The following is a 22,592-nucleotide window of genomic DNA, read 5'->3' as shown; positions in this document are numbered from 1 at the left end:
GGAAGGCCGTTATCAATATTGATAACGGCCTTCTGTATTTTGGAAATGGTATAACTATTTGGATTCATTCAGAACGTCATGCTGAGCTTGTCGAAGCATCTCTACCGCTTCGTAGCAGTCGTCCAACGAAGCGGTAGAGATGCTTCGGCAAGCTCAGCATGACGTTCTTTAGTGACCCAATGCTTTCTTTGCAAAAAAGGAAATAAGTAAACCTGGAACAGCTAGGGCAATGGCCAGATACAGCAGGCTCATAGGGGAATACAGGCCGAGCAGCAGCCCCGCGGCGGAGGTGGCCACCATGATGGATAAATTAAAGGCCGACGACTGCACCGAGGTGGCCACGTCTTTGGCCGTTTCTACCTGCCGGCTTACGGCGGCCTGCAACAGCGTTACCAGGGGGCCAAACGAGAGGCCCCACAGGAAGAAAGCGAAATGCGCTATGCCGCTCGTGCGGCCGAAGAGCAGAAACACCGTCATCGAGATAATCAGGAAGGCAAACATGGCGATGGTCAGCAGCCGCAGGTGCTCGTCGGTGTACTTTATGGCCAGCAACACCGAAATCAGCGACCCTGCCCCGAAAAGCAGCAGGGCTCGTTCTATGCCGCCGGCCAGCCGGATTTCATCGACCAGGCTGGTGATGTACACATACACGCCGTAGTGCGCCACCACGCCCAGCAGGGTAAGCAGCAGGATAATCAGGACGGATGGAATTTTAAACAGGGCCAGGGGCGACGAGGTGGGGGCCAGCTTTTCGCCGGGCGTGGAAGGCAGGGCGAAAACGCTGAGCAGGGCAATAACCAAGATGGCCCCGCCCAGCGCGATAAACGCTATCCGCCAGCCAAAATCGTTGCCGATATACGTCATGAGGGGCATGCCCAGGCTGATGCCCAGGGTGTTGCCGGCCATAATAACGGCAATGGCTTTGCCGTGCGCCTGCTCGCTTACCAGCCGCATGCCGTAGGCGGCAATCATCGGCCACATCACCCCGGCGCAAATGCCGCCGATAACGCGCAGGAAAATAATCAGCCCGTAACTATCCAGGAAGCCGGCCACAATGTTGGAAACCGCAAATCCGCCGAGCAAAATCAGCAGCAGCGTTTTACGGTTGAACTGCATTGTGAGCGAGACGAGCGGGATGGCGAAAATGGCCGACGCAATAGCGTAGTAGCCCACCAGATTACCGCCCTGGGCTTCGCTGATCTTCAGGTCGGCCATCATTTGCGGCAGCACTCCCGAAGGCATCAGCTCGGACAATATGCCCACGAACGTGACCGACGACATGAGCAGCATGAGCAGCCACGGAAATACGCCGGTGGTTTTTTCGGCAGCGGTTTTTTCACTCATGGCGCGGTGGTTTCTAGGTGTTGGAATTCCGGGAATTGCAGTGAATGTCACGCTGGCCAGACGCATTGACCAGGTGAGGTATCGTGACTGCTTTCACTGAGTAGCAGCGGTGCGGAGCGAGCTTTTTACAGATCATAATTCAGCCGGCTTTTACCGGCTTTGCAAACGGCAGCCCGGATCTACCCTACTACGGCCCCGAAGCCTATCGGTGCCTAAGCCGCCGCTGCTGCGGGCCGGCCCCTGCCCTGCCCTGCCCTCACGGGGGCCTTTCACCCTTCTATTAGCCGGAAGGCGGGGCAGGGAGCGGCGTGCAATGCCTGGCAACAAGAGTAAAAGTCGGCGAACATAATCAACCCCGGCATGATGAGAATTGCCGGAACGCGTGATTCTCATCATGCCGAAGCCGAGCGCGGGGGCCGACTTTTACTCTTGTTGCCTGGGAGCCGCTACTGCTCTGGTTACCGGGGCGGCTGTTGCTGTCAACTGCTCTTCGCCAGGCTAGGGCCGTTTTTGCCGGCCCAACCGATGGCGCCGGGCGGATAACGGCGGAAGCTTTCCCCGGATTTGACTGCTCTTTTACCCCCCGATTCATGCACACGCTCCGCACCCTTTCGCAAACCCTGGCGCTGCTCAAAAAGGAAGGCTACACCGAGGATTTCAACCTGAACGGTCCCTACCTGGCCGGCCAGCGCTCGGCCATTCAGCTGGCGCCCCACGAGTTCGTGGTCGACCAGCACTTCCGCTTCGAGGGCGCCAGCGACCCGGCCGACTCGGCCGTGCTGTATGCCATTTCCTCGGCCCGCTTCAACCTTAAAGGCACGCTGGTCAACGGCTACGGCATATCCAGCGACGAGGCCGCCGACCAGATTATCAACGCCATCCGGGAGCAGACAATATAGGGCCGGGTCTGATAAAGGAAGCCAACTTCTCCGGGCTCATCCTTTGATGAATGTCATGGGCCGGATTTGACCTTTAGCATACCCGTTGCCGGCGCAACGCCGGTCCTTTGTGGCGGACCACTGTCCCCATCGGTTACGTCTCACCCCTCGCCTCGTGTTCAACAGTCCCTTTCTTGCCGAAACTGGCGCCATTGCCCAGTTTGCCGGGCGGTTCTTCCGCGAGGGGTTCCGGCCGCGCTACGAGGTGCGCGAGTTTTTTTATCAGTGCTACGTGGTGGGCTACCAGTCGCTGCCGATGGTGGGCATCACGGGCTTTATCATGGGGCTCGTGCTCACGCTGCAAACCCGGCCCACCATGGCCCAGTTCGGGGCCGAATCGTGGATTCCGACGATGGTGGGGCTGACCATTATCCGCGAGATGGGGCCGATTATCACGGGGCTCATCTTCGCGGGCAAAATCGGTTCCAGCATCGGGGCCGAACTGGGCTCGATGCGGGTAACCGAGCAGATTGACGCTATGGAAGTGTCGGGCACCAACCCGTTTAAGTACCTGGTTGTGACGCGGGTGCTGGCCACCACGCTCATGCTGCCGCTGCTCACCATCCTGGCCGATGCCATCGGCCTGTTCGCCTCCTACGTGGGCATCAACGCCCAGGGCACCACCACGCTGGCGCTGTTTACCAACAACATCCTCAGTGGCCTGACTTTCGCCGACGTGCTGCCGGCCTTTTTCAAGACCTTCTTCTTCGGCTTCGCGGTGGGCCTCATTGGCTGCTACAAAGGCTACTACGCCAGCAAAGGCACGGCCGGCGTGGGCGCGGCGGCCAACTCGGCCGTGGTAGTGTCGTCGCTGCTCATCTTCATTCTCGACCTGCTGGCCGTGCAGATTACCAGCCTGCTGGGCTTTAATTGATTCTGACTAAACGGGATAAAAGAACAGTCATGCTGAGCGGAGGCGCAGCCGCAGTCGAAGCATCTCTACTGCTTCGTTGCAGTGGCAATCATCAGGATTAGCATTGCGGTAGAGATGCTTCGACTTCACCTCCGGTTACGCTCAGCATGACCGTTCTTTTTCACAGTCCTCAAATCTCATGCAAACCCTCACCGAACTTACCGCTGCTCCTGCTTCTACTACCGCTCCTGCCGAGGTGGTGCTGACGCTGGAGCATATCAGCAAGTCGTTTGGCGACAACCACGTGCTGCGGGATTTCTCGCTGAACCTGCACCGGGGCGAAAATGTGGTGGTGCTGGGCAAGTCGGGCTCGGGCAAATCGGTGCTGGTGAAGTGCGTGATTGGCCTGCTGCGGCCCGATGCCGGCCGCATCACGGTGCTGGGGCAGGACATCAGTACCCTCGACCACGAAGAAATGGACCAGCTGCGGGCCAAGCTGGGCTTCCTGTTCCAGAGCAACGCCCTCTACGACTCGATGACGGTGCGCGAGAACCTGCTGTTTCCGCTGCGCCGGCAGTGGCTGGCCAACCGCCGGGGCCAGGAAGCCGACCTGGTGCAGCAGGCGCTGGAAGACGTGGGCCTGGCCAACACCATCGACAAGATGCCGGCCGAGCTATCGGGCGGGCAACGCAAGCGCATTGCCCTGGCCCGCACGCTCATCCTGCGGCCCGAAATCATTCTCTACGACGAGCCCACCACCGGCCTCGACCCCATCACGGCCCGCGAAATCAGCGGCCTCATCCGCCAGGTGCAGCAGCAGTACCAGACGGCCGCTTTCATCATTTCCCACGACATGGACAGCGTGCGCCTCGTAGCCGACCGCATCGCCCTGCTGGCCGACGGCGGCTGCTACGCCCAGGGCACCTACGAGGAGCTGGCCCGGCACGAAGACCCGCGGGTGAATGACTTTTTTGTTTGAAGAACGGTGTCATGCTGAGCGAAGCCGGAGGCGGAGTCGAAGCATCTCTACCGCTTCGTTCTGGCGTCGCGCCTCACCCCCCGGCCCCCTCTCCGAAAAAGGAGAGGGGGAGCCAGTCGACAGGTTTAGTGTTGCCCGCGAGATGCTTCGACTACGGCTGCGCCTTCGCTCAGCATGACCGCTCTTTTATTCCAATACCTCCCCCAATTTCCCCTCCGCCATGCCTCGTAACTCCACCAGCAATCAAGTGCGCCTCGGCCTGTTCGTCGTGGTGGGAGTGGGCTGCCTGCTGGTGGTCCTGTATCTGCTGGGTAGCCAGCAGAACCTGTTTCAGCGCAGCCTGCCGGTGCAGGCCGACTTCCGCAACGTATCGGGCCTGCTCAAGGGCAACAACGTGCGGCTGGGCGGCATTACGGTGGGCACGGTGAAGGACATTACCATTATAAACGACACGACCGTGCGCGTGCAGCTGAACCTTAACCAGGACGTGCGGGCCTTCGTGCGCCGCAACGCGGTGGCCAGCATCGGCACCGACGGGCTGGTGGGCAACACCATCATCAACCTCACGGCCCGTCCTGGTGCGGCCCCGGCGGTGCAGGCGGGCGACGTGCTGCCCACCAGCGAGCAGGCCAGCATCGACGCCATGCTGGCCACGCTCGACATCTCCAACAAAAACCTGGTGGGCATCACTACCGGCCTGCGCGCCGTCACCGACAAGCTCAACGACAGCAAGGCCCTCTGGCAGCTGCTCAGCGACGAGCAGCTGCCGGCCGACGTGCGCCGGAGCGCGCAAAACGCCGCCGCCGCCACGGCCCAGCTCAACGCCGCCGCTACCGATGTGCGCCAGCTCACGGCCGGGGTGCGCCGGGGCCAGGGGCCGCTGGGCTACCTGCTCACCGACGACACCTTCGCCGACCAAATCGGGCACGCCGCCCGGCAGCTGGCCGGCACATCCGACACGCTGGCCGCCACCCTCAACGGCCTGCAACGCCAGCTGGAGCGCGGCGGCGGCCCGGTCCAGACGCTGCTCACCGATACTACCGCCGCCCGCCAGCTGCGCCAGACCATGCGCAACACGGCCCAGAGCACGGCCAAGCTCAACGAGAGCATGACGGCCCTGCAAAGCAACTTTTTGCTGCGCGGCTACTTCCGCCGCCAAGCCAGGCAGCAGGCCCACGAAGCCGCCTGCGCAGCCGCCCGCGCCAAGGCCGACTCGCTGAAGCAAGTGTACCCGATGCGCTAGCCTGGCTGGTGCCGGCTGCCGCGCCGGCAGCTGATCCGGAAAACGGGCAGGCCTCATGCCCCAGCAACACCGCGCCTGCCAGCACGGCATAGCAGGATTACACCGGCAGCTTAAGCAGCAGGATTGACGAAATAATTTTACTTTCGGCTATGAAAATCCGGCCAATAAAATCCGCTGCCTACCCGCTGCAACCCCTCTGCTCGCACCTGCTGGCTCTTGAGGAAACCCCGCTCAGGCAGGATAATGAGCACGTGTGTCCTGAATGCGTGGCCCTGGGCGACGAATGGGTGCACCTGCGCATCTGCCAGCAATGCGGCCACGTGGGCTGCTGCGACGACTCGAAGAACCAGCACGCCCGGCACCACTTTCAGGCCACCCAACACCCGCTGATAACGTCGGCCGAGCCAGGCGACCATTGGGCTTTCTGCTACCTCGACAAGGGGCTGGCAGCTTACTAGCCGCAGCTGAAAGGCAAACCAACCGCTTCCTTTTCCCACCCGCTGTACCGGCCCTGAAGTACGCAACGCGGCCCCGGCGCAGGCTTCCTCGGCGTAAACCACTATTTATGCTTGACTTAGTAATTGACGCCCGCCCGGCGGCCCTGAGCCCCGGGTTTGAGGTGAAGCGTATTCTGCCCTACCGGCTGAAGCGCATGCTGGGCCCCTTCATTTTTATGGACCACGCCGGGCCCGTGCAGGTAGCACCCGCGCAGCTGTCGTCGCTCGACGTGCTGCCGCACCCGCACATCGGGCTGAGCACGGTGAGCTACCTATTTGGCGGCCAAGTGACGCACCGCGACAGCCTGGGCGTGGAGCAGATTATCCGGCCGGGGGAAGTGAACTGGATGACGGCCGGCTCGGGCATCTCCCACTCCGAGCGGTTCGAGGACCCGGCCGCGCTGGCCGGCGGGGCGCTGGAGATGCTGCAAACCTGGGTGGCGCTGCCCGAGGCCGACGAGGAAGCCGCCCCCGCCTTCACCAACTACCAGCCCGAAGAGCTGCCCATCTTCACCGAGCCGGGCGTCTGGCTGCGGCTGATTGCGGGCGAGGCCTACGGGCTGCGCAATGCCGTGCGCACGCACTCGCCCCTGTTTTACGCCCACGTGGTGTTGCAGCCGGGCGCCCGGTTTGGCCTGCCGCGGGGCCACAGCGAGCGGGGCGCCTACATCGCCAAGGGCCAGGTAGAGGTAGCAGGCCGCCGCTACGGCGCCGGGCAGTTGCTCGTGTTCGGCCCCCAGAACGACCCCGTGCTGCTGGCCCTGGAGCCCTGCACCCTGATGCTGCTGGGCGGCGAGCCGCTGGGCGAGCGGTTTATCTGGTGGAACTTCGTGTCCTCGCGCCGCGAGCGGATCGAGCAGGCCAAAGCCGACTGGCAGGCCGGCCGCATCGCCCTGCCCCCCAACGACAACGCCGAATTCGTGCCGCTGCCAACCGACAAGAGCCGCCCGGCCGGCAGCGGCTCCGACCCGGCCCCCCAGGCCCTCTCGTAGCGCGGCCCGCAGCAGCCGGCAGGCTCCGCAACCCGTTATTGGCTGCTTGCTGCAGAATAAAGGCCGCCTATTTCGCGGCCTCAATTGCCGCTACGGCCTGCGCCACCAGGGCCGCCGCCTGTGCCGCCTGGGGGCGCGCCGCCTGCCGCTGCTGCACCTGCCGCAACAGCCCGATAATCCGCTCCGAATCGACGTAGGGCTTGTATTTCACCGTCAGGTCGCGCAGGCGGGTGAGGCCCTGCTCCAGCGCCGCGGCATCATCAAGGCGGCCAAGGATGTTGATGAAAGCGTCCAGCATGCCAAAGCGGCCATTGGGGTCGGCGGCATCGTACTTGGCCAGCATGGATGGCCACTGCGCCGGCCCGCCGGCCTGGCCGTACACGGCCACCAGCGCCCCCGTCAGGGCGCCTTTGTTATCAGCTTCGAAGGCCGCGGCGCGGGCCAGCGCCTGGGCGGGCGCCAGCGGCAGCAGGCCCTGCAGCGCCGCGCCCTGCTCCCGGTACGACTGGCTGGCCAGGGCGTTGGTAAACAGCGTAGTATAGCGCTTCTGCTTCAGCCCGCCCAGGGCCGTAAGGGCGGCCGCCCGCACCGTCCCCGCCGAATCGGTGGCGGCCAGCCGGGCCAGCAGCGGCTCGGCGGCTTTGCGCAGGGGGGCGTTCTGGAGGTCGAGCGACTCCACGGCCAGCTGGCGCAGGGCGGGCGACTTATCGGCCAGACCGGCCACCAGCAGCTTCCGGGCCAGCGGGTTGGCTGGCTCCGCTTTGGCGGCGGCCAGCGTTTCGCGGCGGTCGAGGTAGCCCGGGGCGTGGCGGTACTGGTAGGCAAATTCGGCCAGGCTCTTGTGGTCCTGCTTCTGCCAGAGCAGCACGTTTTCGGCGTCCACGTTCACTAAATCGGGCCGGGTGGCGGCGGGAAACCAGAGCGTATCGACGGCGTGCCGCAGGGTGGCGGGGTAGCGCCGGGCGCGGCCGTTGGCGTACACATCCACCTGCAGCGGCAGCACGAACGGCGCGCCGGCCTGCGTCTGGCGCAGCACCACGGCCTGGCGCTGGCGGGCGGCATCCCAGTGGTAATCAATAGTTACCACCGGGTGCCCGGCGCGGTAGTACCACTGGTTGAAAAACCAGTTCAGGTCGCGGCCCGAGGCTTCTTCCAGCGCGAGGCGCAGCTGGTGGGCCTCGCCGGTACCGAAGGCATTTTGGGTGAGGTAGCGCTGCAAACCCTTGAAGAAAACCTCCTCGCCCAGCTCGGCGCGCAGCATGTTAAGGATGCTGCCGCCCTTCTGATAGCTCACGCCATCGAACATATCCTCCTGGTTATCATACTCGAACCGCACCAGCGGGCGGGTGTAGTTGGCCGCGAAGCGCAGGTAGCTGCGGCGGCTGCGCTCGGCGTGCTCGGCCCCGGCATCGGGGCCGTGGGCGTGCTCGGCCCACAGCACCTCGCTGAAATTGGCAAACGACTCGTTCATGGTCAGGTTGCTCCAGCTTTCGGCCGTCACGTAGTCGCCAAACCAGTGGTGGAACAGCTCGTGGGCAATTTCGCGCTCCGTGCCGGCGTATTCCCAGTCGAGTAGCTCGCGGGCCGAGCCCTGGGCCTGCTCGCCGAACAGCGAGGCCGTAGCGTTTTCCATGGCCCCGGCCGTGTAGTCGCGCACCACAATCTGGCGGTAGTTGGGCCACGGAAAATCCACGCCGAGGCGCTGCGAGAAGAACTCCAGCATGGCCGGCGTCTGGCCGAAAATGGCGCGGGCCTGCGCGGCGTACCGGGGCTCGAGGTAGTAGCTGACTTCCTTGCCGCGCCAGGTGTCGCGGCTGATGTGGAAGTCGCCCACGGTCAGCATCACCAGATACGGCGCGCAGGGCTCGTCGAGCCGCCAGGTGTCGGTGCGCAGGCCGGGGCCGGCGGGCGTCTGGCTGGTCAGGCGGCCGTTGCTGAGCGTAACGTACCTGGCGGGCACCGTGAGGCTGATTTCGGTGGTGGTTTTCTGGTTGGGCCGGTCGATGGTGGGAAACCAGGCGGAGTTGGATTCCGTCTCGCCCTGGGTCCAGATTTGCACGGGCTTGCCGGCCACGGCGCTGTCGGGGTTGATGAAAAACAGGCCCTTGGCCGGGCCGATGGCGTCGCTACCCCTGGCATCCAGCTCGTCGGGCCGGGCGGTGTAGTCGATGGCCACGGTGTAGGCCTGGCCGGCGGCAATAGCGCGCGGCAGTTGAATGAGCAGCTGCTGCTGGTTGTAGCTGTATTTCAGCGGCGTGGTGGCTCCCCCCTGCCGCAGCGCCACCGCGCTGATGACCATGCCCTTGGCATCGAGCCGCAACGAATCGGTGGCAACGCCGTGTGGCCTGAGCGTCAGTTCTGCCTGGCCGTAGAGGTAGCGCCTGGCATAGTCGAAGCGCACGGCCAGCCTGGTGTGCACAAGCTGGTTTACCTGGCGGGCGGCGGCGCGGTAGGTGGTGGCAGCTGGCGGCGGAACCTGCTGGGCAAGGGCCGGGCGGCCAATGGCCAGCCACAAAATCAAGAATAGAAACTTCTGCATATAGCCGGCAAGGTACACGAACCCGTGGTTTTACGCTCGTGCCGGGCCCTGATGGTTAAGGATGGCCGATAGGCCCGCCACGGGTTAATGGTCCAGCCACTGCTTGAAGGCCGGCGCGCGGCCGGCGCTTACCACCAGCGCCTCCCCCGCGGCTGCGGGCGCCACCTGCAGCACCAGCCGGCCCTTAAAGTACGGCCGGATTTCCTGCACCGCGCCGATGCTCAGGATAACCTGCCGGTTGATGCGGAAGAAATTCCGGGCGTCCAGCTGGCCTTCCAGCTGGTCGAGCGTGTCGGGGATGATGAACCGTTTGCCGGGGTGGGTAACGAGGAAAACGACACCTTCTTCGGCCAGAAAATAAGCCACCTGGTCCACTGGCACGGCTTTCAGGGCCGGGCCGGCTTTCACCAGGAAGCGTGCGCGGGGCGCGGTCCGGACCAGGCGCTGCACGTTCTCGACGGCCGCCGGCAGCGGGGTGGCGGGGTGGCGGGCATCGTACTTCTGCAGGGCTCTTTCCACCGCCGCAGCCTGCAGGGGTTTGAGCAGGTAGTCCACGCTGTTCACCTCAAACGCCTGAATGGCGTAGGCGTCGTAGGCGGTGGTAAAAATAACGGGCGCGCCGACTGATACCTGCCGGAAAATATCGAAGCTGTTGCCATCCGACAGATGAATATCGCAGAAAAGCACGTCGGGGGCCGGCTGCTCGCGCAGCCACTCCACCGCCTCCTCCACCGAGCCCAGGCAGGCGAGAATGCGCGCCGCGGGCCGCAGGCGGATCAGCAGGGCGGCCAGGGCCTGGGCCGCCAGGGGCTCGTCTTCGATGACAACGATATTCATGCGGCGGGAGCAGAGTGAAGCAGCGGCAGGCGAACCACGAAGGACTCCGGCGTCGGCAGGATTTCCACGGGGCGGTCCGTCAGGTGTTGGTAGCGGCGTTGGATGTTGCGCAGGCCCGTGTGGGTGGAAGCCACCACGTCGGTGCGGGGCTGCCGGTTGTTTTCGACCACCAGCAGGCCGGCGGCGGCCGACACCCTGATGCGCAGGGGCTTGCGGACGGTGGAGCCGTTGTGCTTGATGGCGTTTTCGAGCAGCATCTGCACGGCCGTGGGGGGCACCAGCAGTTGCTCCCAGGCCGGAGCAACGTCCCATTCCACGCGCAGGGCCGCGCCGAAGCGGGTTTCCATCAGGTGGGCGTAGGCCCGCACCAGCGCCATCTCGCTGCGCAGCGGCACCAGCGTTTGCGCGCCGGCATCGAGCAGGGCGCGGTAGACTTCCGACAGCTGGCCCAGGAACTGCCCGGCCCGGTCGGGGTCGAGCTGAATAAGCGAGCCGAGCACGTTAAGGCTGTTGAACAGGAAGTGCGGGTCTACCTGGTTTTTCAGGGCTTCGAGCTGCGCCTGCAGGGTTTCCTTCTGCAGCTGCGCCACCCGGTACACTTCCTGCTGCAGGTTTTTGCGGCTGTGCTCGCGCTCCACGAAGTAGTAGAAAAACAGGGAAAGCACCGCATTGACCGCCAGCGAAAGGCGCAGGGCGCGGGGCGAAATTTCCACCACGGGCACCAGGTACTGCTGCGGAAAAGAGAAGAACACCCCCCAGAAAACCAGGCTCACCAGTACCACGCACAGCCCCTCCAACAGGGCCTTGGCCGAGGTGGGCAGCCTGGTCAGCCGGTTGGCCCCAAACAGGCGGGCAATATGCGCGTGGGCCCAGAAAGTGGGCAGCAGAAAGGCGAACACCCGCACCAGCTCCTTGTAGCCGGCCAGCGTGCCCACCCACAGCGTGCCCGCCTGGATGAACACCCCCACATGGAACACCCCCACGGCGGCCAGCGCCGCCAACGCAATTTTTCGAATCATGGGGCCGGGTTGAGGTGCCGCCCTGCGCCGGGGCAAGGGTCGGCGAAAGAAGCCAGCGGGGGCAGCCGGCCCCCGTTTGTCGCGCCGGGGGCTGGCTGCCCCCGCTCATCGACCAAGCCAAATTACCAGCTAATAAGCCAAAAAGCCGCATCCGGCCCGCCAATTCATCCGGCTCATAGCCCGATTCAATGCCCCGGAATCCGCCTTGGGCAGAAAACGCTTCCTGCGCGGGGAAAAGCGCGGCAGCTTTGCCCCATCCTGTTCGCAGCCAGCGGCTGCCTTTCGTTCCATCCTATTCCCCGTTTTCTATGCGTTTGCCTGCTTTTGAGTATCCGATTCGTATTTCCCGGCGCCGGGTGCTGTGGAAATTAACCAAGGCCGCCCTCGACCGGGACCGGCCGGTGCTGGTGCAAATTGTGGTAACCCGCCGCTGCAACCTGGCCTGCGGCTACTGCTACGAATACGACAAGGTGTCGAAGCCCGTGCCCCTGCCCGAGCTCAAGGCACGGGTGGATGCCCTGCGCAAGCTCAGGGCCGTGTTCGTGACCCTCAACGGGGGCGAGCCGCTGCTGCATCCGCACATCGCCGAGCTGGTCCGCTACATTGCCGAAGCCGGCATGGTGCCCATGATTAACACCAACGGCCACGTGCTCAGGGCCCCGCTCATCCGCAGCCTGAACGAGGCCGGCCTGTTTGGCATGCAGCTGAGCTGCGACAGCCTGGAAGACAACGAGGTGACCGAAAAAAGCATGCGCCGGCTGCGGCCCAAGCTGGAGCTGCTGCGCGAGCACGCCCGGTTCCAGGTGCGCATCAACGGAGTGCTGGGCTCGGGCAATCCGGCCGAGATGGAGCAGGTGGCCCGGGTCGTGGTGGGCTTCGGCTTCGGGTTCCAGTGCTCGTTGATGCGCGACAGCAGCGGGCAGGCCTTGCCCCTGAGCGAGGAAGCCCTGCAGACCTATCTGCGCATCCGGGCGATGAAAGGGCGCCTGCCCCGGGTGCTCAACGACAACTTCCAGCTGCCGCTGGCCCGCGGCGAAAACAGCCCCTGGAAATGCCGGGCCGGGGCGCGGCACTTCGAGGTGGATGGGGCGGGCCTGGTGCACCTGTGCCAACCCCGCACCGGCGCGCCGGCCAAGCCCCTGGCCGAGTACTCCGTGGCCGACATCCGCGCCCAGTTCGACTGCGGCAAAACGTGCGCGGCCCGCTGCCCCATTGCCTACGCCCACCTGGGCAGCCGGCTCGACGGCTTCCGGGGCCAGCAAAAAGCGCAGGCCTGATGGAGCTGAGCCTGATTATCCCGGCCTTCAACGAAGCGCAGCGCATCGGGCCCACGCTGCGGCGCTTCCACGCCTTTCTGGCCACTCGTCCCGGCTGCTTCGAAATCCTGGTGGTCGACGACGGCTCGACCGACGACACGGTGGCCCTGGTCGAGGCCCTGGCCGGCGAGCTGCCCGGCCTGCGGGTGCTGGGCTGTGCGGCTAACCGGGGCAAAGGCCACGCCGTGCGCCAGGGCATGGCGGCGGCCCGGGGCCAAATCTGCCTGTTTTCCGACGCCGATGGCTCCACCCCCATCCAGGAGCTGGAGCCGCTGCTGCGGGCGCTGGCCGCGGGGGCCGACATTGCCATTGGCTCCCGGTACCTGGCCGCCTCCCGGGTTACGCGGCCTCAGCCCTGGTGGCGGCGGGTCTGGAGCCGGCTCGTCAACCAAGTGGTGCAGCGCGTGCTGCTGCCCGGCGTGGCCGACCCGCACTGCGGCTTCAAGGCCTTCACGGCGGGGGCCGCCGCGCGCACCTTCCCGGCCTGCACCGTCGACGGCTGGTCGTTTGATCTGGAAGTGCTGGCCCGCGCCCGCGCCCAGGGGCTGCGCATCCAGGAAGTGCCCGTGCGTTGGGAAAACGACGAGCGCAGCAAAGCCCGCCTCCGGCAGCTCCCGCGCGAGTTTCGGCACGTGTACCGCCTCCGCAAGCAGCTCCGGCAAGCAGCTAGGCAGGCCGGCGGCCCGGCCCAGCACCAGGCACAGTAGGGGGTCCGGAGGGATAGTGGCCAAACACCCGGCCAAGCAGGGCCTGCTGTTTGGCCGGGCCGGCAAGAAGATGGTGGAAACGGCGCAGGCTGGGTTGACGAAGCGAATCAGCTATTCAATAGCCAGGATGCGTTTCGTTGTGAAGAATATATTTCTTGTATCCTGGCTTCCCAGGCTAAAATGGGTGCTGTATTTTCCCGAAACCAGACCGATGCCCGGTCGGTAGCGAAAATCTTCTGCCCCGGCGTAGAAAGAGCCACCATCCATGATATTTGTCGCTGCAGTGTAAAACTCATAGGTTCCATCGGGCAGCTTCTTTTCGAGGAAGAGTTTGGAGGCCAGTACCTGTGCCAGGCCAGCCCTCCGTCCGCTCGGGTAGAAGCGCTGCCCGAGTTGCCACTCCTGCTCAAACTGCGCCAGCGGGAAAGGCCGGGCCTTTAGGCTGATGGTTACGTTATCCGCTTGGTGCGGCAGCGTAAAGGGAACCGGACAAACCAGAAATAACTCCGTTAGGGTATAGCCCGCCGGCGTCCAATAGCGCCCGTCCCGCCAGATAATGGGCTTGATATCGGCGCTTCGGGTCAAAGCGTTGTCCTCCCCTAACCGGCCGCCCTTACGATGATACCGGGCCAGCCGCTGCAGGCAGGTATCGGTGAAGGCTGCGGCCGTTATACGCCGCGCGGGCGCCAGCGTGTCTGGCCAGATGGGCTGCCACCGGAGTTGCCCACTCGTGGCGTCAGGAAGCGCCACCAGCGTTATAAGCATAGTACCGGAGGCGACGAGTTGTGGCGCCATCGGGAAGGCTGACGGTAGTGGCACCTGCAGGTTCACAATGTCCACCTGCTGGGTTTGCCGGCCCAGGGGACGTTCCGTTTCCACCAGGTGCGCGGCCGCGAAATCGGCTGCACTTATGAGCAGATATTGAACCGCGGGGCTGTTCTGCAGGGAAGCCGGGTGCCGCTCTAACACCTGTGCCAGCGCGGAGCCGCTGCCCGAAGCGAAGCTAACAGACCCTAAGATGCCCACGACCCAGGTGAAGCGGGTAATCGTCAGCAGACTAGTAAAGCGCATATATTAGACCATTTAGCTGTATAGTCCCATTGTGAGGTGGGCCGGGTCACGGGTAAAGATAGTGGAGTTCCTTTGCCACTGGGCACAAACAAATTCGTGCGGGGTTAGCCCGCGCAGCGTCTTCAAGCGCTTGGCGTGGTTGTAAGCCAGCAAAAAGGCTTGCAGGTGCTCGTTGAGTTCCTGTGTACTCTGGTAATGGAAGCGCTTGACAGTAGCTTCTTTGATGGTGCGGTTCATGCGCTCGACCTGGCCGTTGGTCCACGGGTGGGCCGGTTTGGTCAGGCGGTGCTCCACGCCGTATTCGCGGCAGATACGGTCAAAGCTGTGCCCGCCCGGCAGAAATTGGTGGGGCTGGGACGTGAACTGCACTCCGTTGTCCGTCAGCACAGTGTGCACTTTGTAAGGCAGCTTGTCGAGTACGCGCCGCAGAAATTCGGCTGCCACGACCCGTTTGGCGCGTGGATGTAGCTCGGCAAACGCCACTTTGCTGGTGCGGTCGATGGCTACGAACAGGTACTGGCGGCCTTCTTCGGTCTGGACCTCGGCAAAATCGATGTGCAAATAACCGATGGGGTAATCCTTGAATTTCTTTTTTGGCGGGCTTTGCCCGCCTTCATTCAGGGGCAGGCGGCTGATGCCATGGCGCTGGAAACAGCGGTGCAGTGCCGAGCGTGACAAGTGCGGAATCGTGGCCTGCAGCGCGTAGAGGCAATCATCCAGCGCCAGCAGGGTGTGCCGGCGAAAGGCCACGGCGATGGCCTCTTGCTCGGCGGTGAGCACCGTCGAGGCAGGTTCGGGACCCATCCGAGCATCTTGAACGCTGGGCCGCTTGCGCCACTTGGCCACCGTCTTCGGGTTGATGCTATAGCGCTTGGCTAGGCTCTGTAGGCTTTCCTGGCTGTGTTGGATAGCGCGCCGTACTGCCTGCGTTGTGCGGGCGCTGCTGTGGAGTACTTGTCCCATAGGTTAGTGCGAAATTCCAGCCCGGAAAATACACCACCTCTCTCTGGGACTATACATTTAGCATCGCTGCCTGGTAAGTGTGTTCTGCCGTAGTTCCCTTTTGCAGCCCGCCCGTTACCAGTGGGCGCATTGCCCTGCGCCCTAGCCCTCACCACCCTTGTACTACAGCGGTTGAGCCCGCATTTTACTGAAACCAGGCGTAGCAATGTTCCCGGTTCACTTCGGGCCTGGGCGTAGCTTCACGAGCTACCCCGCTAAGCCATCGGACCGGGACGCGGTAAAGCTGCCCAAAAGCAGCGAGCCGGTGAGGAGGAGCATTTTTAGCACAGCAGAAGATTCGGGCCGGCGTTGGGGCTATTCCGTCGGGCCGTTGTCCACCCTGGCTTCCAGCACCTGCTGCACGGAGGTGGGCACAGCCGAGAGCAGGTCGAGACCCGTGGCAGCTTCGATGGCGTCGACGCTGACGCGATACTGGCTCCAATCAGCGCTCAGAGCGTTGTCGTTGGGCGTGTCGATGGCAATGACGCGGGTGCTGGGGCTGAGGCGGGTGGCATCGTTGTCGCCGACGGGCAGCACGACGACGACTTTCCAGAGCCGGGCGGGGACAGTGACGCGGCCCTGGTCGAGGGTGGTGGCAAAGCCGTTGGAGCCGGTGCCGCCTTTGCCGTAGCTGCCGCAGAGCAGGTAGACTTCGTTGCCGGCGCTGAGGAAGGTGCGGGTGTAGTTTTCGAAGTTGGCCCAGGTCTGCTGGTTGTTGCGCGGGGCCTGGGGCACCATGTTGGTCATCAGGAAGGTGGCCGAGTTGTCGGCCACGGTGCTGGTACGGTCGGCCGAGGGGCACTGGTGGCCCCGGTCGAAACCGGAGCCGGAGTAGCTGCTCCCTCCTACCTGGTACCAGCCGGCGGGCAGCGTGTTGTCGGCGCGGAAGTCGTCCTGGCGGGCAGCGCTGCCGCGCCAGGTGGCGTCGAGGTGCCAGCTCACCCAGGTGGGGATGCCCCGGTCGCGGTGGTAGCTCAGGGCGTACTGGGGCTTGCTGAGCAGGTAGTTGGTGGGCTGGCCGGCGTCAGTGGTGGCGCCGCTGGGGTTGCCCAGGGTCAGGTGCTCGGAGAGCTTGGGGCGGGGGTCGTGGGTGGTGGAGCAGGCGGTGGCCAGCAGCAGCAGGGCCAGCGTGGCCGGCAGGTGAAGTCGGTTCATTGGCCGAAAGGTAAGCCTGGGGCCGCAATCTGGTGCTCGCCGGCCCGTTGGAGGTGGCCGGCCCGGCGGTGGCCGCGGGCGTGAGCGGGAACTTGCCACAGCCAGCAGATAAACCAGCTGCAGCTGTTGAGCAACTGGTAATGCAGCGCGGGGATGGGGCCGTTTCCGGGCCCGATAAGCGGGCAAAACGAGCTGGTTGCATCCAACCATACTGCTACATCCCTGCTTGCGGGGCGTTTGGGGAGGAGGGGCCGCAGCACAGCCGGCGGTTAGCGGGGGCATCGGAAGCAACGGAGGGCGCAGGCCGGGCCGGGAAGCTGAACCGTAGCTGGCGCTGAAATTCCGCCGGCCCTTGCGGCCCTTATTTATCCGGGAATTTTAAGCTGATTTCCCGGCAGGCAACCGGTTTCCTGCGTAAACAGCGGGGCCTCCGTATGGCGCCCCCCCCCCCCTTTTATCCTTTATCCTTTGCTCATGAGTAAGTCAAAGCCAACCAAGCCAAAACCAACCCCGCCCCCCGCCACGCCCACGCCCCGCGAGGCCGTGCGCAATGCCAAGCTGGAGGATCTGGACCAGAACCGCGAGAACGGCCACGGCCAGTTCCTGACCAGCAACCAGGGCCTGCGCGTCAACGACGACCAGAACTCGCTGAAAGCCGGCGACCGGGGCCCCACGCTGCTGGAAGACTTTCTCTTCCGCGAGAAGATGACCCACTTCGACCACGAGCGGATTCCGGAGCGCGTGGTGCATGCCCGCGGCGTGGCCGCCCACGGCTACTTCGAGGCCTATGACAACAACGCGCCTCTTACCCGCGCCGCCTTCCTGCAGCCCGGCGTCAAAACGCCCCTGTTCACCCGCTTTTCCACGGTGGCCGGCTCGCGCGGCTCCACCGACCTGGCCCGCGACGTGCGCGGCTTTGCGGTGAAGTTTTACACCGAAGAAGGCGTGTTCGACCTGGTGGGCAACAACATGCCGGTGTTCTTTATTCAGGATGCCATCAAGTTTCCCGATTTCGTGCACGCCGTGAAGCCCGAGCCGCACAACGAAATTCCGCAGGCCGCCTCGGCCCACGACACGTTCTGGGACTTCATTTCCATCACGCCCGAGTCTATGCACATGATTATGTGGGTGATGTCGGACCGGGCCATACCCCGCAGCCTGCGCATGATGGAGGGCTTCGGCGTGCATACTTTCCGGCTGATTGACGCCGCCGGCAAAAGCCGGTTTGTCAAGTTCCACTGGAAGCCGCTGCTGGGCGTGCACAGCGTGGTCTGGGAAGAGGCGCAGCAGATTTCGGGCAAAGACCCCGACTTCCACCGCCGCGACCTGTGGAACTGCATCGAGATGGGCGCCTACCCCGAGTGGGAGCTGGGCGTGCAGGTGGTGGAGGAAGAGGACGAAATGAAATTCGACTTCGACCTGCTCGACCCCACCAAGCTCATTCCCGAAGACCTGGTGCCCGTGCAGCCCCTGGGCAAGATGGTGCTCAACCGCAACGTGGATAACTACTTCGCCGAAACCGAGCAGGTGGCCTTCCACCTGGGCCACGTGGTGCCGGGCATCGATTTCAGCAACGACCCGCTGCTCCAGGGCCGCCTGTTTTCCTACACCGACACCCAGCTCAAGCGCCTGGGCGGCCCCAACTTCCACGAAATTCCTATCAACCGCTCGGTGGCCCCCATCCACAACGGGCAGCGCGACGGCCACATGCGCCAGGCCATTAACAAGGGCCAGACCAGCTACAGCCCCAACCTGCTCAACGACAACTTCCCCAAGCAGGCCACTAAGGCCGAGGGCGGTTTCGCCTCTTATCCCGAGCGAGTGGAAGGCCACAAGGTGCGCGCCCGCAGCAAGAGCTTCGGCGACCATTACAGCCAGGCCCGCCTGTTCTGGAACAGCCAGACCGCAGCCGAGCAGATGCACATCGTCAAGGCCCTGCGCTTCGAGCTGGGGCACGTCATGCAGGAGTCGGTGCGCAGCCGTATGCTCATCCTGCTGGCGCAGGTGTCGGATGATTTGGCCGCTCGCGTAGCCGAAGGGCTGGGTATGCCGGTGCCCTCGGCCGAAGGTGTGCAGCTAAACCTGAACGTGGGCGCCGATACCGACCCGGCCCCTTACCAGTCGGGCCCCGCCAAAGCCGATACGGGCCGCGACTCGGCCCTGAGCATGGCCGCTGACGCGAAAGCCAACGCCGGCAAAGACGGTATCAAAACCCGCCACGTAGCCATTCTGGCCACCGACGGCGCCGATGTAGCCGCCATTGCCGACCTGATGAAGGCCCTGATGGACCAGGGCGCGCAAACGGCCATTGTGGCCACCCACCTGGGCGCCATCAAAGGCGAAAACGGCCAGCAGATGCTCGTAAACGGCACGTTCCAGTCGACCGCCTCGGTGCTCTACGATGCCGTGTACGTGGCCGGCGGCGCGGCCAGCGTAGCCAGGCTCAAGACCGATGCCGACGCCGTGCGCTTCGTAAACGAGGCCTACCGCCACTGCAAGCCCATTGCCGCCTCCGCCGAGGGCATCGAGCTGCTGAAAGCCGCCGCCTACCCCGGCGCCACCGACATCCTGGGCGCGGAAGGCGTGGTGACCAGCAGCGAGCCGCCGGTTGCCAAGCTGGCCACCGAGTTCATGGCCGCCATTGCCCAACACCGCTTCTGGAACCGGGAGCTGAAAGCCATGCCGGCCTAAGACAACGCGAGTTCCTGGCAAAGCAAGTCCCCGCCCTGGCCCTGGCCGGTGCGGGGACTTTTGCGTGGCCGTGACCTAGCGGCCGCTCTGCACGGGAGCTAGGCTTGCTACCGGGCATTTGTCAGCAGTGCTCAACCGGCCGCCCGGCCCGGATGAGCGCCGCTGCTTGCCGACCAAACCGGCGCGGGGTGCTTGGCGATGCTGGGGCAGTTGCTATTTTGCGCTCAAATTTCCGCCCTCATCCCCGTTCTGCCGCATGATTTCCTATTCTGAAGACCAGGCGCGGGCATTCGTGACTGATGCGGGCACTTTGCAGCGGGGCCAGCAGCTCGCTCAGGCCACCAAGTGGGGCAACCTGGGCCGAACCGACAGCACCGCCTGGGGCGAGTGCGCTGGCAGCGGCGCCAAGCCCTACCTCACGGGCATCGACCTGACCGAGCCTGCCTTTAAGTGCAGCTGCCCGAGCCGGGTGTTCCCGTGCAAGCACGGGGCCGGCCTGCTGCTGCTGCTGGCCCGCCAGCCCGACACGTTTACCGGAAACGTCCCGCCCGCCTGGCTAATGGAGTGGCTGGAAAAGCGCCAGCAAACCCAGGAAAAGAAGGTCGAAAAGGCCGCCGCGCCGAAAGCCCCCAAGCCCGCCGCCGCCCCCGACGCACCCGAAACCGAGGCACCCGAAGCGGAAGCCGCGGCCGGGCCCGGGGTAGATGCTCGGCGCCTGGCCCGCATGGAAACCGGGGCGGCCGACCTGGCCGCCTGGCTCGAAGACCTGCTACGTGCCGGCCTGGCCACGCTCGACCAGCAGCCCCCAAAATTCTGGGAAAACCAGGCCGCCCGGCTCGTAGACAACCAGCTGCCCGGCCTGGCGGCCACCGTGCGCGAGCTGGCTACCGTGCGCCACAGCTACGCCCACCACTGGCCCGCCCGGCTGCTGGGCCGCCTGGGCGAGTTGTACCTGCTGGTGCGGGCCTTCCAGAACCTGCCCGGCCTGAGTGCCGAGGCCCGGCTGGAAGTGCTGCAACTGGTGGGCATCAGCCTGAAAAAAGAGGCGCTGCTGACTACTACCACGCCCGTGGCCGACGAGTGGCTGGTGCTGGGACAGTTTAGCTGGGAAGAGGATCGGCTGACGGCCCGCCGCAGCTGGCTGCACGGGCGCGCCAGCGGCCGGCTGGCCCTGGTGCTGGAATTCGCCTTCGGGGGCCAGGCCTTTGCCACGGCGCTGCTGCCCCGGGCCAGCTACCGGGGCGAGCTGGTGTTTTATCCCGGCCTGCTGCCCCTGCGCGCCGCGCCCGTCGGCCTGGCCTACCACGGGGCCGCCCCGCCCGCCGCGCAGCCAGGACTGGCGGGCCAGCACATAGCCCAGCTGCTGGAGGGCTACGCCGACGCGCTGGCCCGCCAGCCCTGGCTGCGCGAGTGGCCCGCGGTGCTGACCGACGTGGTGCTGGGTCCGCAGCCCGACGGCGGCTGGCTCCTCACCCACCCCGCCGAGGATGCGGCTTTGCCCCTGCGCTTCGCCGACGAGGACGCGCCCTGGCTGCTGCTGGCGGAAAGCGGTGGTCAGCCCCTGACCCTGTTTGGCGAATGGGACGGCCAGGCCTTCCGGGTGCTCGACACCCTGCCCGCCAACCTCCCCATCACCGCCCCCGCGCCGCCCCACGACGCTACGGCCCCCGCCTCCTCGGAAACCCAAGGCCTGCCTTCTACTCCTGAAAACGCGCAGCCCGACCAGCCCATAAACGCCGCTGCACCGCCGGAGCGGGGCCTGGGGGCCGAAGCGCTGCTGCGGATTGCGCTGCTGGGCACCCGCCAGAGCAGCGAGCCGCTGCCGCCCTTCCCCACCCCGGCCGATACCCGCGAGCAGCAGCTGCTACTGGCCGCCGGCACGCTGGCCCTGCTGCAAAAAGCCGGTTTCCAGCCCCCCACGGCCCTGGTTCCGCCCCCTGCCCCGGCCGCTGCCGAAACGCGGGTGCCGCTGGGCCCATTGGGGGCCGACTCGCTACGGCAGCTGCTAAGTCAGGGCGAGCTGCAACCCCTGCTGCCCGACTACCTGGTGCGCGTGGGCGAGGCGGGGCGGCGGGTGCCGGCCGCCGGGCTGGTGCCGCTGCTGCACCTGGCCGCCCGCTCGACCGACGTAGCGGCCGCGCTGGGGCCGGCCCTGGGCCAGCGCGGCCGCTGGCTGGCCGCCCTCCACCCCAGCTGGAGCCGGTTGCTGCAAAAGCACGTCGCGCCCGAAACGGTGGCGGCCCACGACCTGGGCCCCTGGGAAACCGGTACGCTGCCCGAGCGGCTGGCCTGGCTGGAACAGCGCCTCGGCCAGGATGCCGACGCGGCCCGCGCCCTGCTGCTGGCCGCCCTGCCCACCGAGCCCGCCAAAGTGCAGCAGCCGCTGCTCGAGCTGCTGGCCGACCATCTGCCCGCCACCACCGAACCAGCCCTGGAAAAGGTGCTTGAAAACCTGCTCCGGGCGCGGGGCCAGGAGGTGCGGCGGCTGGCTTCCGAGCTGCTGGTGCGGCTGCCCGGCGCGGCCCTGCCCAAGCGGCTGTGGGCGCGGGCCGCACCGCTGCTCAGCGTCCGGCGCAAGCTGCCGGGGCTGGGGGCCGCCAGCCTGGAGGTAACCCTGCCCACCGACTGGGACAAAACCTGGCTGCTCGACGGCATTGAGGAGAAAAACGCCCGCTTCCTGTCGGTGCGGGGGCCCGGTTTCACTACGCCCATCGGTCCGGCCACGGCCCGGCTGGCCAACCTGCTGACGCTGCTGCCGCCCGGCCGCTGGAGCGCCCACCTGGGTTTGCCGCCCGCCGAGCTGCTGGCCGCCGCGCTGGCCTCGGAGTGGGCGCAGCCGCTATTGCCCGCCTGGGCCGAAAGCACGCTGCTCCACTACGATGCCGATTTCGCCGCCGCCTTCCTGCACCTGTGGTTCACGCAGCGGCCGGCCCTGAAAAAAGCGCAGCTCGACCGGAGCCTCAACTGGGCAGAGCTGGCGGCGCTGCTACCCGCCGCCACCCGGCAGCAGCTGGTGTTGCAGCCCGTGCTCGACCGGGTGCGTCGCCGGGAGGGCAACTGGCCCGAGGACATCAGCTTCGTGCCCGCCCCCTGGCCCCGGCCGCTGAGCGCCGCTGTGCTGGCCGTCGTGGCCGACAAGCTGGCCAACACCGCCGCCCCCGACCAGCCCGGCCACCCCAATCAGTCCGACCATGTGCCCATGCGGTCCCGGCAGCTGGCCTGGCTGCTGCCCGAAACCGTGGCGGCCCACCTCGCCCCGGCCGATGTTGCCTGGGCCATTGCGCAGGTCGAGGCCATCCCGCGGGTGAACAGCGCATTTCAGCCGGCGCTCCAGGAATTTACCGACCTGCTTCGCTTCCAGGCCGGCCTGGAGGCGTCGTTGCGGGAGTGAGCCGTCAGCCCGATATAG

17 protein-coding genes are annotated in these 22,592 nt (G+C 65.4%); 10 read left to right on the top strand and 7 right to left on the bottom strand.

Annotation, left to right across the window (positions count from 1 at the left end; translation table 11 throughout):
- Positions 1-168 precede the first annotated feature (168 nt).
- Complete coding sequence (locus BMY67_RS07900) at positions 169-1,344, bottom strand: MFS transporter (RefSeq protein WP_092770237.1); 1,176 nt, start codon at positions 1,342-1,344, stop codon at positions 169-171.
- A gap of 590 nt (positions 1,345-1,934) precedes the next feature.
- Here BMY67_RS07900 and BMY67_RS07895 point away from each other — a divergent pair.
- The 6 genes from BMY67_RS07895 to BMY67_RS07870 all read left to right on the top strand — a co-directional run bounded on the left by BMY67_RS07895 (position 1,935) and on the right by BMY67_RS07870 (position 6,846).
- Positions 1,935-2,243, top strand: a complete 309-nt coding sequence (locus BMY67_RS07895; RefSeq protein ID WP_092770235.1) for a hypothetical protein — start codon at positions 1,935-1,937, stop codon at positions 2,241-2,243.
- Between the two features lie 154 nt (positions 2,244-2,397).
- A complete protein-coding gene (locus tag BMY67_RS07890; protein ID WP_092770233.1) occupies positions 2,398-3,156 on the top strand; it encodes an MlaE family ABC transporter permease in 759 nt (252 codons plus the stop codon).
- A gap of 178 nt (positions 3,157-3,334) precedes the next feature.
- The gene (locus BMY67_RS07885) at positions 3,335-4,114 is read left to right on the top strand and encodes an ABC transporter ATP-binding protein (RefSeq protein WP_092770231.1); all 780 of its coding nucleotides are present in this window, start codon (positions 3,335-3,337) and stop codon (positions 4,112-4,114) included.
- A 220-nt stretch (positions 4,115-4,334) separates the two neighbouring features.
- Complete coding sequence (locus BMY67_RS07880; RefSeq protein WP_092770229.1) at positions 4,335-5,357, top strand: MlaD family protein; 1,023 nt, start codon at positions 4,335-4,337, stop codon at positions 5,355-5,357.
- 149 nt (positions 5,358-5,506) lie between these two features.
- Complete coding sequence (locus BMY67_RS07875) at positions 5,507-5,815, top strand: UBP-type zinc finger domain-containing protein (protein WP_092770227.1); 309 nt, start codon at positions 5,507-5,509, stop codon at positions 5,813-5,815.
- Positions 5,816-5,922: 107 nt separating this feature from the next.
- A complete protein-coding gene (locus tag BMY67_RS07870; RefSeq protein ID WP_092770225.1) occupies positions 5,923-6,846 on the top strand; it encodes a pirin family protein in 924 nt (307 codons plus the stop codon).
- A 67-nt stretch (positions 6,847-6,913) separates the two neighbouring features.
- Here BMY67_RS07870 and BMY67_RS07865 read toward each other — a convergent pair whose 3' ends face one another.
- From BMY67_RS07865 to BMY67_RS07855, 3 genes are all read right to left on the bottom strand, one after another.
- A complete protein-coding gene (locus tag BMY67_RS07865) occupies positions 6,914-9,385 on the bottom strand; it encodes a M1 family metallopeptidase (protein ID WP_143069739.1) in 2,472 nt (823 codons plus the stop codon).
- Between the two features lie 84 nt (positions 9,386-9,469).
- On the bottom strand, positions 9,470-10,222 hold the full coding sequence (locus BMY67_RS07860; protein ID WP_177189746.1) for a LytR/AlgR family response regulator transcription factor: 753 nt from the start codon (positions 10,220-10,222) through the stop codon (positions 9,470-9,472).
- Positions 10,219-11,241 carry a sensor histidine kinase gene (locus tag BMY67_RS07855; RefSeq protein WP_092770219.1) on the bottom strand — a complete coding sequence of 341 codons (1,023 nt, stop codon included), beginning with the start codon at positions 11,239-11,241 and terminating at the stop codon, positions 10,219-10,221. Before BMY67_RS07855 ends, BMY67_RS07860 begins: the two co-directional genes overlap by 4 nt.
- A 308-nt stretch (positions 11,242-11,549) precedes the next feature.
- Here BMY67_RS07855 and BMY67_RS07850 point away from each other — a divergent pair, with 308 nt between their 5' ends.
- Together BMY67_RS07850 and BMY67_RS07845 are read left to right on the top strand one after the other, a co-directional pair.
- Positions 11,550-12,518, top strand: a complete 969-nt coding sequence (locus BMY67_RS07850; protein ID WP_177189745.1) for a radical SAM protein — start codon at positions 11,550-11,552, stop codon at positions 12,516-12,518.
- A complete protein-coding gene (locus tag BMY67_RS07845) occupies positions 12,518-13,264 on the top strand; it encodes a dolichyl-phosphate beta-glucosyltransferase (protein ID WP_177189744.1) in 747 nt (248 codons plus the stop codon). The genes BMY67_RS07850 and BMY67_RS07845 overlap by 1 nt, the downstream gene beginning before the upstream one ends.
- 111 nt (positions 13,265-13,375) lie before the next feature.
- On the opposite strand, the gene BMY67_RS07840 is transcribed toward BMY67_RS07845, so the two are convergent.
- The 3 genes from BMY67_RS07840 to BMY67_RS07830 form a co-directional block, all read right to left on the bottom strand.
- Positions 13,376-14,335, bottom strand: coding sequence for a hypothetical protein (locus BMY67_RS07840; RefSeq protein ID WP_092770212.1), 960 nt, complete (start codon positions 14,333-14,335; stop codon positions 13,376-13,378).
- A 12-nt stretch (positions 14,336-14,347) separates the two neighbouring features.
- Entirely contained in the window at positions 14,348-15,298 is a 951-nt protein-coding gene (locus tag BMY67_RS07835; RefSeq protein ID WP_092770210.1) for an IS481 family transposase, read from the bottom strand.
- A gap of 354 nt (positions 15,299-15,652) precedes the next feature.
- Positions 15,653-16,492, bottom strand: a complete 840-nt coding sequence (locus tag BMY67_RS07830) for a DNA/RNA non-specific endonuclease (protein ID WP_092770208.1) — start codon at positions 16,490-16,492, stop codon at positions 15,653-15,655.
- Positions 16,493-16,966: 474 nt separating this feature from the next.
- Between BMY67_RS07830 and BMY67_RS07825 the strand changes: the two genes are divergently transcribed.
- A complete protein-coding gene (locus BMY67_RS07825) occupies positions 16,967-19,183 on the top strand; it encodes a catalase (RefSeq protein ID WP_092770206.1) in 2,217 nt (738 codons plus the stop codon).
- 256 nt (positions 19,184-19,439) lie between these two features.
- On the top strand, positions 19,440-22,574 hold the full coding sequence (locus BMY67_RS07820) for a DUF5691 domain-containing protein (RefSeq protein WP_092770204.1): 3,135 nt from the start codon (positions 19,440-19,442) through the stop codon (positions 22,572-22,574).
- Positions 22,575-22,592: the final 18 nt, after the last annotated feature.

This window comes from Hymenobacter actinosclerus (assembly GCF_900111515.1).
Classification (GTDB): Bacteria; Bacteroidota; Bacteroidia; order Cytophagales; family Hymenobacteraceae; genus Hymenobacter; species Hymenobacter actinosclerus.
This window is presented reverse-complemented; position numbering and strand designations above follow the sequence as displayed.